This window comes from Methanimicrococcus hacksteinii (assembly GCF_032714515.1).
Classification (GTDB): Archaea; Halobacteriota; Methanosarcinia; order Methanosarcinales; family Methanosarcinaceae; genus Methanimicrococcus; species Methanimicrococcus hacksteinii.
Genome location: NZ_JAWDKC010000013.1, coordinates 86760 through 100358 on the forward strand (window position 1 = coordinate 86760; position 13599 = coordinate 100358).

Here is a 13599-nt window from a genome sequence, read left to right on the forward strand (position 1 = left end):
TAAAAATATACAGAGGTTTAAATTATGGCAAGCAAAGACGAAGTTATTACAATGGCAAAAGAAGCGATTATGGAACTTGACGGCGAAATGGCCGAAGAAGCAGCACAGGAAGGTCTCAAAGCAGGCGTTGCGCCTGTTGAGATCATTGAAGCGTACGCAGCGGCAATGGCCGACATCGGCGTTGAATTCGAAGCCGGAAAACTTTTCCTCCCCCACCTTTTGGCAGCATCTGAAGCCATGGGCGCAGGAATGGCAATCTTGAAGCCCGAATTGGAGAAATCAAAAGCACAAACCGAAAGCAAGGGTAAGATTGTTGTCGGCACAATCGAAGGCGACATCCACTCCATCGGAAAAGACATCGTTGTTTCCATGCTCGGCATTGCCGGATTTGATGTCATTGACTTGGGCCGTGATGTTCCGATCAAAACTTTTGTTGAGGCTGTCAAAGAACACAACCCTGTCGTCGTCGGATCTTCCGCTTTGATGACAACAACAATGATTAACCAGATTCAGATCGAAGAACAGCTCAAAGAAGCAGGCATCCGCGATGGCGTTAAAACAATGGTCGGCGGCGCACCGTGCACACAGGACTGGGCCGACAAAATCGGTGCAGATATCTATGGCGAAAGTGCATCCGATGCCGTTTCTAAAATCAAAACCGCTGCAGGAAACTGATTGCTGTTTTATCTTTAATAACTCAAAACAGACTCGGGATACACCGAACGAGACGGAATTCTTTCGAATGCCGTCCGTTCGGAAATTCCTTCCGATTCCTGCAGAAAAATGTCATTGATTATTGAAAAAAACTTAAAAAAACTTTGAAATGCCTTGAAAAAACTTAAAAAAACTTTGAAATGCTTTGAAAAAACCCTGAAAAAAAAGCTCAAAAAGGTTTTTTTTCGGAAAATATTCTCTGTTATTTTGATTGATTCGGGCCTTCAAAAATTTGTGCACAATGTTTCAAAAAATTTAAAAGTTGCCACCTGTTGCCTATTTTGCATTTTTGCGCGTTTTCTTATTTTCGCAATCGGTCGGCTTATCTTACAACGCCGTTTTAATTTTGTACTCTCTTTGCAATGGGCGTTTCCTCTTGAAAATTTCCATCTGTATGTGATTTATCTCCCAAAATAGAAACTTGAAATGGATTAGTCTTTATATATTTCAGCCCTTCTTATTCCCAGTACAATTAATTTTTTGGAGGTTTTTCGAATTGTACACGGGGGGATGCAATTGATTTTGCGTCTTTTGAAAAACCCGACTCAGACAAAAACGAGTTTTAAAAATTTTGATGGAAAAAATCAGAATTTTGAACAATTGAGTTATTTACGGAGGTAAAATACAATGGATAAAGCAGCTATTTTAAAAGAATTATCCGATGCAATGGTCACCTGCAAAGCAGATGTTATCATGGCAGCTACAAAGAAAGCAGTTGACGAGGGCATGCCCGGCGTCGAAATCATTGACGGTCTCGCAGCCGGTATGACCGAAGTCGGCGACCAGTTCGAAAGAGGAAAACTCTTCCTTCCCCACGTTATGATGGCAGCAAACGGCATGCAGGCCGCTGTTGACACACTCGACATGGGCGAAGCAGGCGCAACCGTCAAGAAAGTCATCATCAACGGTACTGTTGAAGGCGACGTTCACGACATCGGTAAATCCATCGTCTCAACAATGCTCCAGTCCGCAGGCTTTGAAGTCCACGACCTCGGCAGAGATGTCCCGATCGCAAAATTCATTGAAGCAGTTAAAGAATACAATGCTGACATGGTCGGCTTGTCCGCTTTGATGACAACCACACTCAACGGCCAGAAAGACGTCATTGAGCTCCTCAAAGCCAACGGCTTAAGAGACAATGTTAAAGTCATGGTCGGCGGTGCTCCGGCAACCAACGCATGGGCAGAAAAGATCGGTGCAGACTGCTACGCAGAAAACGCTCCTGAAGCAGTTGACAAAGCAAAATCACTTCTGTTGTAATTAAAAAATTGAATGGTGGTTAAACATGGCAACAGAATATGTTTTAAGAATGGGTGACGGTAAACGCATTTTCTTGACCAAAGATCAGATCAAGGAAGAAGCAATTGCCGGCGCCGCAAACGCAGTTGACTACGGCTTAGTCCCCGACCTCTCTGCTGACGAAATCGACAAGATCATTGAAATCTGTACAATGCCCGGTAAATCCGTTGCTGTCGAATACGGTATGGAAGTCCCTGTCACACACGACATCGGTACCATCCGTCTTGACGGTGACCAGGGCAACAGCGGTGTCGGTATTCCGTCCAGCCGCCTTGTCGGTATGATGATGCACGAACGCGCCTTCGGCGCTGACACAATGGAACTCGGTCACATCGACTACAGTTACAAACCCGTCAAGCCCATCGTTTCCAACGAATGCCAAATGATGGAAGTCGCTCAGCAGAACATGATTGTTCCGTTGTTCTACGGTGCAATGCCGAACATGGGTCTCTACTACACCCCTGACGGTCCGTTCGAGAACCCCGGAGACTTGCTCAAAGCCTTCAAGCTCGACGAAGCCTTCGCTTCCATGGAACACTCTGCAGAACACTTGACCCGCGACATTGTCTGGATCATGCAGAAGTTAATGGCATCCGGCGCAGACGGTGTCAACTTAGACACAACCGGCGCAGCAGGCGACGCAGATGCATACGGCACCCTTAACGCCGTGAAAGCACTCCGCGAAGAATTCCCCGACATGTACATCGAAGTCGGTATGGCCGGAGAAAGCATCATTGGTATGCACGGCATGCTCGAATTCGACGGTCAGATCCTTGCAGGCCTTTGGCCGCACCAGCAGGTTAAACTCGCTGAGAAAGCAGGCGCAAGCATCTTCGGTCCTGTCGTGAACACAAACACAAGCCGCACATTCCCGTGGAATCTTGCACGCGCTATTACATTCATTAAAGAATGTTCTAAAGTCGCAACAATTCCGCTCCATGTTGACATGGGTATGGGTGTCGGCGGTATCCCGATGCTTGAAACACCTCCGATTGACGCTGTCACACGCGCAAGCAAAGCAATGGTCGAAATGACCAATGTCGACGGTCTCTAGATCGGTGTCGGTGACCCGCTCGGTATGCCGATCGCCCACATCATGGCATCCGGTATGACCGGTCTTCGCGCAGGCGGCGACCTCGTTGCCCGTATGGAACTCTCCAAGAGCATGAGAATCAAGGAAGCCAAAGAATACGTCGCAAAGAAAGTCGGCGTCGACACATTCGACTTAGCAGACGAATACGCAATGAGAGATGTCAGAGAAGAACTCGGTATCGGTGTCATTACATCCGTTCCGGGCGCACCCAAAGGCATCGCTGCTAAGATGAACATCGAAAAAGCGCTTGACATCAAGATCAACTGCTGTGACACATTCAGAAACCAACTGAAACAGTAATTGTAAACGACTTTTGATTTGCGTTATAAAAAGGGTTGCTTTGTATGTGTTTTCAAAGCAATCCTTCAGCAAATCATTTACGGTATCCGGGTTTGTGGCCGATTTTGAATTTCAAAGTCTTATGACCCTTTCAAAAAAAGCTTAAAACTTCAAAACCGCACTTCGGCGAAATTGCCTTATCGGCGCGGGAAGCAAAATTCCATTCACAGATGAGCTTATGCTGTCTAAAAAAACGGAACAAATCCCAAAAAAATTGTCTAACGTAAAATCCAAAAAAATTGGTAAACAATACCAAAAAATCCAAAAATTGTCTTTTGTCCGGCAAAAACTGCCCGACAAAAAAAGTTTAGGCCGGCATTATGCAGGCTGACATACACACCCAACACACAACCATACAAAACCAAACAACCAGAATCGGATTTTGCTCCCTTTCGCCCTAATATGTGTTTACGAACACTCCTTTCACATTTATAAAGCACGCATCAGTGTGTTTTACATAAACTAACTGTACAAATATAATACAAGAGGCTAGAAATATGTCTAAATGTAATGCATTTGCAGCAACAAAATCAATCAACGGTATCGAGCTCGAACTCTTTACCCAAGACGAATTAAAAGCAATTCACGAAGCAACCATGGATGTCTTCATGGACCCCGGTATCCAGGTTTCCGATGCGAATGCCAGAGCTGTTTTCAAAGCAAACGGCTGTGACGTCGACGAAGCAACACAGGTTGTTAAGATCCCCGAGTTTGTTGTCAGAAGAGCACTTCAGACAGCTCCTTCCAGATTCACGCTTTGGGCCAGAAACAAAAAATACAACACCGTTCAGGAATGCGGCGGCAAAGTCCACTGGACTTGCTTCGGTACCGGCGTTAAGATGACAAACTATGTCGCGCCCGGTAAATACGAAACTGTCGACTCCGTTGAACAGGACATTGCAAACATTGCAAAACTTTGTGACTGGGCTGAAAACATCGACTACTTCTCTCTCCCTGTTTCCGCAAGAGACTGGGCCGGAAAAGGCGCACAGGATGTTCACGAAGTCTTCACACCTTTAACAAGCACCGAGAAACACTACCATGACATTGACCCGGTCGGCGAAAACGTCGAAACATACTGGGAAATCATCAAAGCATTCTACGGCGGCAACGAGGAAGAAGCAATCAAAAAGCCGATTATGTCCATGTTGGTCTGCCCGACCAGCCCGCTCGAACTCAGCAGCAACGCCTGTCAAGTTATCATGAAAGGCGCACAGCGCGGCATGCCTGTTAACGTTCTTTCCATGGCCATGTCCGGCGGTTCCGCACCGGTCTACCTTGCAGGCACACTTGTGACCCACAACGCCGAAGTTCTCGCAGGCATCGTTCTTGCACAGATCACAAACCCCGGCGCACCTGTCTACTACGGCAGCTCCACCACAACATTCGACTTGAAGATGGGAACAGCACCTGTCGGCTCCCCCGAACTCGGCCTTATCAGCGCCGGTGTCTCCAAGCTCGCTAAATTCTACGGTCTCCCCGCATTCGTTGCAGGCGCATAGACTGACGCAAAAGTTCCGGACGGACAGGCCGGCCACGAAAAGACCATCACAACAACCCTTGCAGCACTTGCAGGCGCAAACACAATCTACGGCGCCGGTATGCTCGAACTCGGTATGACTTTCTCCATGGAACAGCTCGTTATCGACAACGACATCATTGCAATGGTCAAGAAAGCCATGGAAGGCATCCCGGTTACGGAAGAAACCCTCGGTGTCGACCAGATCAAGAAAGTCGGTATCGGCAACAACTTCCTTGCACTCAAAAAGACAAGAGAACTCGTTGACCTCCCGTCCTCCCCGAAACTCTTCGACAGAAAGATGTTCGGCGACTGGGCAGCAGCAGGCGCAAAAGACGCAGCCGACAGAGCACACGACGTGTATGTTGATGTCATGAAGAACCACGAAGTTCCGGCAATCGACAAAGACATCCTTGCAGCAATGAAAGCAATTGTTGACAAAGCAGACAAAGAATTCAAAATCTGAATTCATTAAACAAAATATACAGAGGTTTAATTATGGCAAGTAAAGACGAAGTTATTGCAATGGCAAAAGAAGCAATTATGGAATTCGACGGCGAAATGGCCGAAGAAGCAGCACAGGAAGGTCTCAAAGCAGGCGTCAACCCTGTCGAAATCATCCAGGCATACACAGATGCAATGGGCGATGTCGGTGTTCAGTTTGAAGCAGGCACACTCTTCCTCCCCCACGTTTTAGCAGCATCCGAAGCAATGAACGCAGGCATCAAAATCTTGAAACCGGAAATGGAAAAGACAAAAGCTGAAACAACCAGCAAAGGTAAAGTCGTTATCGGCACAATCGAAGGCGACATCCACTCCATCGGAAAAGACATCGTCGTCTCCATGCTCGGCATTGCCGGCTACGACGTTATCGACCTCGGCCGTGACGTCCCGATCGCAAAGTTCGTTGAATCCGTCAAAGAAAACAAGCCGGTTATCGTCGGTTCCTCCGCTTTGATGACAACAACAATGGTCAACCAGATCCAGATTGAAGAACAGCTCAAAGAAGCAGGCGTCCGCGACTCCGTTAAAACGATGGTCGGCGGTGCACCGTGCACGCAGGACTGGGCTGACAAGATCGGCGCAGACATCTACGGCGAAAGCGCAACCGACGCTGTTGCAAAAGTCAAAGCTGCAACCGGTGCCTAAATAACTCACGATTAGAAGCGGGAGGGGCGGCGCAGAAAAATTCCACACACACTCCGTCCCACTCGTTTTTAATATTTTGTATAATCACTGTCACTGTTTGTTCCGATTCGAACTGCAACAAATCAGCCGACACGATATACAACAACCCCCGTGTCGGAAAAGGACGGCCGAATAAACGGCTTTTCCTTTTCCTTTTTTTTTATTTTCGGGGTTACCAAAAACGTGCACACATTGGTGCAGGTTCTTATAAATCTTTGCAATTTATATCGTTTAAATTTTTATTTAATTGTTCATATGATATGACGGTTTCTGTAAATGCTGAATTTATAAATTTTAACCGGAATTTGTAAGAACTTTAGTTTAGATTTGTAAACCTAAATTGTAAATTTGGTTGTAAATTTTAAGTTTGTAAAAATTTGATTTGTAAATCTTAAATTTGTAAAACTTTGATTTATAAATTTTAAATTTGTGAAATTTGATTTGTAAATTTTAATTATAAATTAAACTTGTAAACTTTGTAATTTCTGTAAATGTTGTATTTGCAAAAATTATATAATAGTAACTATTTGCAATAGTAATATTTGTAATGTTTGATACGGATGAATTTTGTCCGCCGCCAATTATAATCTGGCTCGGCAAAATTTTAGGATTTCATCCCGCACGAATTCTTTTATGAATTCGGCGCATACAAGGATATTAATTGCATACGGGAATATTTATTCCATACAGGGAGATTAAAGAATGAAATTATCTTTGGGAATCGATACAGGCGGAACTTATACTGATGCCGTTATCGTTGATAATGAATCTAAAATTGTTCTTCAGTCGGCGAAATCGCTGACGACTTATCCGGATCCGATCGGAGGCATTCGGCATGTGCTGGATAAAATGCCCGCGGATCTGCTCGAAAATGTGTCGACGGTTTCGGTTTCAACGACTCTTTCGACGAATACTGTTCTTGAAAACACCGGCGAAGCGGCGGCTTTGATTTTAATCGGGGATTCCAAACTTTTGAATTTTGATGATCAAAAGGCGGTTCAAAATTATGTTATTGTTTCCGGCGGACATGATCACGACGGTACCGAAACGGCACCGCTGGATACGAAAGCCATTGAAGAATATGTCTTTTCGGTTAAAGATAAAGTTTCGGCGTTTGCGGTTTCTTCTTATTTCAGCATTCGAAATCCGGAACACGAACTTTCGGCAAAAGAATTGATTCAGAAATTGACGGCCGACGGGGAAAAACCGGCTTATCCGGTTGTCTGCGGCCATGAATTGGCGCAGTCTCTCGGCACTTACGAGCGCGGTGTGACGGCTTATTTGAATGCGATGCTTCTGCCGGTGACGCACCGCTTTGTCAACGCGGTTGTTTCTGAAATTCAGCGCCGCGGATTGAAGGCGGATATTAAAATTCTCAAATGCAACGGCGCGGTTTCAGGCATCGAAGAAGCTATGGAAAAGCCGGTCGAATCCATTTTCTCGGGTCCTGCCGCCAGTCTTTTGGGTGCTTCCTTTTTGTCCGGACGGGACACGTGTCTGATGATTGATGTCGGCGGCACGAGTTCGGATGTTTCCATGGTCGAAAACGGTTTCCCGGACATTTCCGATGCCGGGGCTGTTGTCGGCGGATGGCGGACAAAAGTGCGCGCGATTCGGATGGAAACAACGGCGCTCGGCGGTGACAGTCAAATTTGGATTCGTCATCATTCGCTTTCCGACTCCACCGTTCAGGATAAAATTAAGTTCGGGCCGCGCCGTATTATTCCGTTCTGCCGCGCCGCTTCGATTTATCCGTCTCTTTTGGACAGCCTAAAAGAGCGCTGGTTTGCGGACCGCTACCGTTTCAGCGAGTTTGTTCAGCCGGTCCGGTTTTACATCCGAAGCGGCAATCCCGCGGAAGGATTAACGGCGGACGAGCAGAAAATTTACAACAAAATCAAAGACGATGTGCCGGTTTCAATGAACGACATTATGTGGGACTTGTCTTACGTGCCGGCGGATATTCTGAAATCTTTGGTTTCCAAGAAACTGGTGAACATGATCGGGTTTACGCCGACGGATGTGTTGCACGTTTTGGGCGATTACAATGAATTTGACACGGAAGCGGCTGTTTTGGCCGCCCGCATCACGGCTTCTTTTTTGGACACGGACCACACGGAATTGTGCAGGTATCTGAAGCAGTCGTTTGCTTCTAAAATGGCGCAGGAACTGGTTTATTTCCTGGCGGAAAAAGGACTGGCCGACAATTCGGAAAACATTGTCGTCACGTCCCGTTCGGATGTTTTTTCCGCAAGATCTCAGTTTGAAGCCGCAATCGATCCGAATCTGCCGTCTTCAAAACCGTTTCGGGAGTCCGTCAAAATGGTTTTGTCTTTCAAAAAACCGCTTCTGAAATACAAATTGAATATTCCCGTCGTCTTAATCGGCGGTCCCGTCAAGGCTTTTGCCGATGATCTCGGGGACCTCTTAGACGCCGAGATCCTAACGCCCGATCACTTTGAAGTCGGAAACGCCGTCGGCGCGCTTGTCGGAAAAATCGCAAAACGCATTGACATTTCGGTCCGGACCATTCAAAGCGAATCCCATTATGTTGTCAAGACCAGCGGCTTTTTGGTTTACTTCCCCGGCGGCCGCCGCGCTTTTGTTAAACGCGAAGAAGCGCTGGAATTTGCCCGCGCTCTCGGAAAGCAAATGATTATGGAATACATGGAAAAAGAGTCCGTTCCCCCCGAAAAAGTCGATTTCAAAATGTTTGAAGAAGACGTTTCAATTTCAAAAGGCGCATTGCCGTTTATGACGAAATTCGTTTTCGAAGGATTTGCAAAAAACGTTTTCTGATTTATTTTCAGATTCGTTTTTCTTTTCTTTACATTTCCTTTTTCTTTTTTTCATTTTTTCATTTCTTGATTATTTGAAAAAACGCGGTACGTTTTTGTTATTTTTTTGAATCGGTGCAGCTCGCGCGCGGACGGCGCAGCAGACAGGCCGGCAAGTCGGCAACTGTATTTACAGAATCTGCGACAGCAGTGCAAACGGAATCGGTAAGGTAGCAGTGCAAACAGAAACCTGTCGGTAGCAGTGCAAACAGAAACCTGTAGGTAATCTGTGCCCACGCTCGCGTAGCGAGCGGATGTGATGAAAAAGAGCAGATGTGTATGGATGCAGACTGCAGCAAACAGGCAGTACTGACAGCAACGGCAGCAAACAGACAATAACTGACAACAACGGCAGCAAACAGGCAATAACTGACAGCTGCGGCAGCAAACAGACAGAATCTAATACGGCTGCTTTGTTTTAATTGACTTCTTTGGGACGAATCTCCAATCCTCATTTTACGCGCTGCGCTCGTAAAACTCGGATTGGAGGGGCGGTTTTTGGGGTTTAATTCTCTTTTTAAAAACGGAAACATCATTTTTTATTTTTTGTCAAACCCGAACGCCCTCTTCAATCCATTTAATATGTAAAAAGGGGCGTTCGGGTTTCTATAACTTTAAAAAAACAGATGTTTCGGTTTGAATGAATTTTAAAAACGAATCTAAAAATCATATGAAATGAAAATTAACAGGAATTAAAAATAAAAATTAACAGGAATTAAAAATGAAAAAAGACGGGAATTAATCTCCCGATTATGTATCTTTTTTGAATTTGCCTGATTATTGTTCCAAAACCGCTGACTGTTTCTTGTAATATTTGTACAGTTCTTTTGCCCACGATTTTGTCGCGTCATCCAGGCTGACAATGATTTTATTGTCGTAAACGCCGTCGGTGTTGAAGAAATAAATGTAAGTGAAAACATCCGTAATCGTCATGGACGGGAAAATAATGCCGCCTTTGTCGTTGATTTTCATGACCGTGACATTTTCTTTCTGAATAATTTCGTTGAGACGCTTTTCATGATCCTCAACCAGCCTGTCATAAACTTTAGGCGTGACGATCACCGTCATTTCTTTGCCGGACTCAGCCATTTCAAACTACATCTCGGTGTACACCGGATGATAAACCGACAAAAGACACATCGCATGCTTGGATTTTTTGAAATTGTCGCTGAATTCGACAGGCACATCGAACATATATTCGCTGATGTCGTATTCCAAAAGTCTGTAGCTGCCGATGTCGCGGATGCGCTCCATCAAATCCGCCGGAATCACCGACAAATTCCGGGTGAACCAGAATCTGTTGTCTTTTTCAAGAATGTCAATCGTTTCAAAAAGCGGATACATATTTTTAACAAGAACCTGGCCGATGTCCGTCAGTTCGTAAATCCCGTCTTTTAAAACAACAATCTCCTCGTCTCTTAAAGTTTTCAGCTGCGGAGCTAATGAATGCGCTGTCATATTCATTTTTTCCGTGAGTTCATCAATCGTATGCCCTTTCTTTCCGAGATACAGAAGAATTGCTCTTCTCTTCTCAGATAAACATACAATATCATTCAAAGTTAATGCAACAGTTGATTTGTTCAAACACTACCGCCGTCCCGAGTTTTCCGTCGAATCGAAACTATTAATGCCATATCTCTTTTGCATCGTTTTTTCAAACGGCAACTGAGTTCATCGAAAATATGTCCATAAAATGTCCATAAAGATTGAAATGCCGAATAATTATTTACCGGCTGTCAGCCGTGTCTTCGGGCGGCGTGAAAAATCAGCCGTCCGGAAATTATTCGTCATAAATATTGATTATGAATATCTCCTGTACCTGTCGTCTCAGTTTACGATTTGATTTCTTTTTGAATCCGATTTTCATCCTATTTTGCTGAAAATCGGCGGCAGCCGATTCCCCTCCGTTTTTGCCGCTGCCGACAGTTTTATTTCTGTAATTCAAATGAAATAAAATTTTGATTCGTAAGTTTAGATGCGTTTTTAACTATATAAATCTAAAGCTTTATTAACAGGAAGATGTTATGCATAAATTATTGAAGCGGATCCTTTCAAAATAACGTCGGAATCAATTTCTTTCAAAAAACTTCCCGAATTCAAATTTTTTGAAGAAATAAACGAAAAATCGGCAAAAAAAAGGATAAAATGCCTTAAATTTCGGTCAGAATTATCAAAGATTCTGCTTCAAAAACAGATGATAAATTGCATCAAAAATTTATTTGCGTTGAATCAGGAAAAACAACGCTCGTATTTTTTTGAACGCCGAAAAATGAAGGACTTCGAACGATGTCGATTCGTTCTCAAATCCGCATTGTATTTTCCGTTTTTCGCGGATTTTATTACAATGTTCAATTATTCTAATGTCTTTATAATCTTTTTTTTCAATCGTTTTCTCTCATCACAGCATATTTTCCCGGGGCTCCGAGAAACTTGTGGTCGGTTATGCTATATACGATTTTGACCATTTACACACCGCGAATAATTTTCGAAAGGGTAATTTTATTATTCTTCCGGGAATTAAAAAATAAAGCCTGCGATTTTTCGGCTTTGCCGAGCTATTGTCACAGGGATATGGGGGTATTTTCAGGGGATCTTTTCTCTTGAACTTTATTTTTTGCGTTCGCGCCCTGATTTTGTATGCGGGCCTCAAAACACGCGTGCAAAATATACGGAGGTTTAAAGACAAGCAAAAATGATTGGTTGAGCGGAGGCTGTAGGCGACAGCCGGGTTTACGGATTCTGTTATCTCTTCTTCCGCCGCCGTTTCTATAATTCTCGTTTTCATGAAATCAGTTTCAAATCGATTCATAATGTCAAAATTTTTGAACACCGTGATATTGATTTGTTAATGAATATTGATGATCGAGGTGTTTGTCAGATATTGTTGTAATTATAATAAACCCATAAAAGGTGGTTTTGTGGACAGTGACAGTACTTCATTACAAAGATCAATTGACTGGAAACAGGGTCTTGCAATCGCACTTGGTGTGCCTTTATTGATTTTACCGTCAATAGGTACCTTTGCGATTTACTTATGGGCTTTCGCTATTGTGGCGTGGGGTCTCTCAGTATTGCAGGGCTTTATCCAAAACTTGGCATACGGTGAAATGGCAACAACATTTCCCAACGCATCCGGATTGCCGGGTTTCGCACAGGCTGTGTTCGGCGCAGGAACACAAACAGGTAAATTTATCGGCGGTTTCTCCGCCTGGAGTTATTGGTTTGCATGGAATCCCGTGCTTGCGATTTACTCCATTTTAATCGGCGACTACCTCAGCGGTATCGTGCCGATGTTCCTTCCCGAATTTGCAGGTGTCTCGCCCGTTTTGCTTTCAATCGCGGCCGGAATTATTATCTTTACCGCACTTATCTTGATTAATGCCAGAGGTGTTTCAAGCGGTGCAACAGTCGGTTATATCTTAGCCGTTTTCTCATTAATTCCGCTCTTCGTGATTACAGTCGCGCCGTTCTTCACCGGTAATTTCCATATGGAAAACATTACCGGAAGCTGGTTCCCGACTGAATGGAACTGGGGACTTTCAAATGTCTTAATTTTCCTCGGTATCATGGCAACCGCTCAGTGGAGTGCTTGTGCCTGGGAAACGGCAGCTATTTACGGTCCGGAATATAAAAATCCGAAATCGGATGTTCCGAAAGCACTCTTTATCTGCGGTTTAATCTGTTTGTTCTCTTACGTTTTCGTTCAGGCATCCGTTACCGGAACGCTCGGCGTCGAAGGCATTATTGAACAGCGTGTTTCTCCGCTTCTTCCGATGGCCGCCATGGTCTTCGGTGACTGGGGCGCTATCGTTGCGATCGTTATGCTTATTGCCGCAATGGTTTTGATCATTCAGACCGCCTTTAACGGCTCTGCAAGATCTATGCACTCCATGGCAATTGAAGGAAACCTTCCCTCTTACTTGGCAAAAGTGAACTCTAAGGGAACACCGATGAGAGCAATGATTATCATTGCGATTTTCAACATTTTCCTGATTCTGCTCTTCTCCTTCCTGGAAGCATCCAGCGGACCGGCAGCAATCTTGTCAGCATCCGCACTCGGTTATGTGTTTGCAAACGGTATCAGTTTACTCGCATACTACAAAGCAGCCACAGACCCGAAATTCAAGGATTTGGAACGCCCGTTCAAGGCGCCCAAAGGCTGGAAATATGTTGCATTGGCTTGTGCTTTCCTGAACCTTATCTTCTACTTGGTGGGTATCGTTTACTTGAACGCAACAGATGCCGGCTGGGGCCCGACGCTCCTCGGTTTCGTTGTGCTTGCAGTGTTCGCTCCGCTTTGGTGGTGGGCTCAGAAAGAGAAAAAGAGCAAGGCATCGGCATAAATTGACATATAAATTAACATGAATTAATTTACAAATGAATTAATTTACAAATGAATTAATTTACAAATGAATTAATTTAAAAATGAATTAATTTAAAAATGAATTAATTTAAAAATGAATTAATTTACAAATTAATTTACAAAATGAATTATTAACAAAATTCATCACAGGAATCAAAGCAGTCTGCCGATCTCTTCGGCAGTCTGCGATTCCGCAATTTTGGCAAATAACGGAAAAACAAAAGGTGGCCATAGAGTCCGAAAACGG

Annotated in this window: 8 protein-coding genes and 2 pseudogenes; 7 read left to right on the forward strand and 3 right to left on the reverse strand. The window is 44.4% G+C overall.

The annotated features are described in order from the left end of the window. Window positions 1-24: 24 nt before the first annotated feature. The 6 genes and pseudogenes from MmiAt1_RS04210 (at window position 25) to MmiAt1_RS04235 (ending at window position 8951) form a co-directional block, all read left to right on the forward strand. Window positions 25-675 (forward strand): corrinoid protein, encoded by a 651-nt coding sequence (locus tag MmiAt1_RS04210; protein ID WP_318785652.1) that lies wholly within the window; start codon window positions 25-27, stop codon window positions 673-675. 666 nt (window positions 676-1341) lie between these two features. Beyond that, window positions 1342-1974 carry a B12-binding domain-containing protein gene (locus tag MmiAt1_RS04215; protein ID WP_318785653.1) on the forward strand — a complete coding sequence of 211 codons (633 nt, stop codon included), beginning with the start codon at window positions 1342-1344 and terminating at the stop codon, window positions 1972-1974. A gap of 25 nt (window positions 1975-1999) precedes the next feature. Further along, window positions 2000-3406 (forward strand): annotated as a pseudogene (mtbB, locus tag MmiAt1_RS04220) ([dimethylamine--corrinoid protein] Co-methyltransferase). Window positions 3407-3942: 536 nt separating this feature from the next. Beyond that, window positions 3943-5430, forward strand: a pseudogene (gene mttB / locus MmiAt1_RS04225) ([trimethylamine--corrinoid protein] Co-methyltransferase). A gap of 32 nt (window positions 5431-5462) precedes the next feature. Then, the gene (locus tag MmiAt1_RS04230) at window positions 5463-6113 is read left to right on the forward strand and encodes a corrinoid protein (protein ID WP_318785654.1); all 651 of its coding nucleotides are present in this window, start codon (window positions 5463-5465) and stop codon (window positions 6111-6113) included. A gap of 741 nt (window positions 6114-6854) precedes the next feature. Then, window positions 6855-8951, forward strand: coding sequence for a hydantoinase/oxoprolinase family protein (locus MmiAt1_RS04235; protein WP_318785655.1), 2097 nt, complete (start codon window positions 6855-6857; stop codon window positions 8949-8951). A gap of 97 nt (window positions 8952-9048) precedes the next feature. Here MmiAt1_RS04235 and MmiAt1_RS04240 read toward each other — a convergent pair whose 3' ends face one another. From MmiAt1_RS04240 to MmiAt1_RS04250, 3 genes are all read right to left on the reverse strand, one after another. Beyond that, entirely contained in the window at window positions 9049-9444 is a 396-nt protein-coding gene (locus MmiAt1_RS04240; RefSeq protein WP_318785656.1) for a hypothetical protein, read from the reverse strand. Between the two features lie 322 nt (window positions 9445-9766). Further along, window positions 9767-10078 (reverse strand): transcriptional regulator FilR1 domain-containing protein, encoded by a 312-nt coding sequence (locus MmiAt1_RS04245; protein ID WP_318785657.1) that lies wholly within the window; start codon window positions 10076-10078, stop codon window positions 9767-9769. A gap of 6 nt (window positions 10079-10084) precedes the next feature. Next, entirely contained in the window at window positions 10085-10573 is a 489-nt protein-coding gene (locus MmiAt1_RS04250) for a helix-turn-helix transcriptional regulator (protein WP_318785658.1), read from the reverse strand. Window positions 10574-11907: 1334 nt separating this feature from the next. Here MmiAt1_RS04250 and MmiAt1_RS04255 point away from each other — a divergent pair. Then, window positions 11908-13332 carry an APC family permease gene (locus MmiAt1_RS04255; RefSeq protein WP_318785659.1) on the forward strand — a complete coding sequence of 475 codons (1425 nt, stop codon included), beginning with the start codon at window positions 11908-11910 and terminating at the stop codon, window positions 13330-13332. The last annotated feature ends 267 nt before the right edge of the window (window positions 13333-13599 follow it).

Excerpts from the sequence above, each read along its gene's own strand:
- MmiAt1_RS04210 (WP_318785652.1), top strand. The coding sequence starts at position 25 with ATGGCAAGCAAAGACGAAGTTATTACAATGGCAAAAGAAGCGATTATG.
- MmiAt1_RS04230 (WP_318785654.1), top strand. The coding sequence starts at position 5,463 with ATGGCAAGTAAAGACGAAGTTATTGCAATGGCAAAAGAAGCAATTATG.
- MmiAt1_RS04215 (WP_318785653.1), top strand. The coding sequence starts at position 1,342 with ATGGATAAAGCAGCTATTTTAAAAGAATTATCCGATGCAATGGTCACC.
- MmiAt1_RS04245 (WP_318785657.1), bottom strand. The coding sequence starts at position 10,078 with ATGGCTGAGTCCGGCAAAGAAATGACGGTGATCGTCACGCCTAAAGTT.
- MmiAt1_RS04235 (WP_318785655.1), top strand. The coding sequence starts at position 6,855 with ATGAAATTATCTTTGGGAATCGATACAGGCGGAACTTATACTGATGCC.
- MmiAt1_RS04240 (WP_318785656.1), bottom strand. The coding sequence starts at position 9,444 with ATGAGGATTGGAGATTCGTCCCAAAGAAGTCAATTAAAACAAAGCAGC.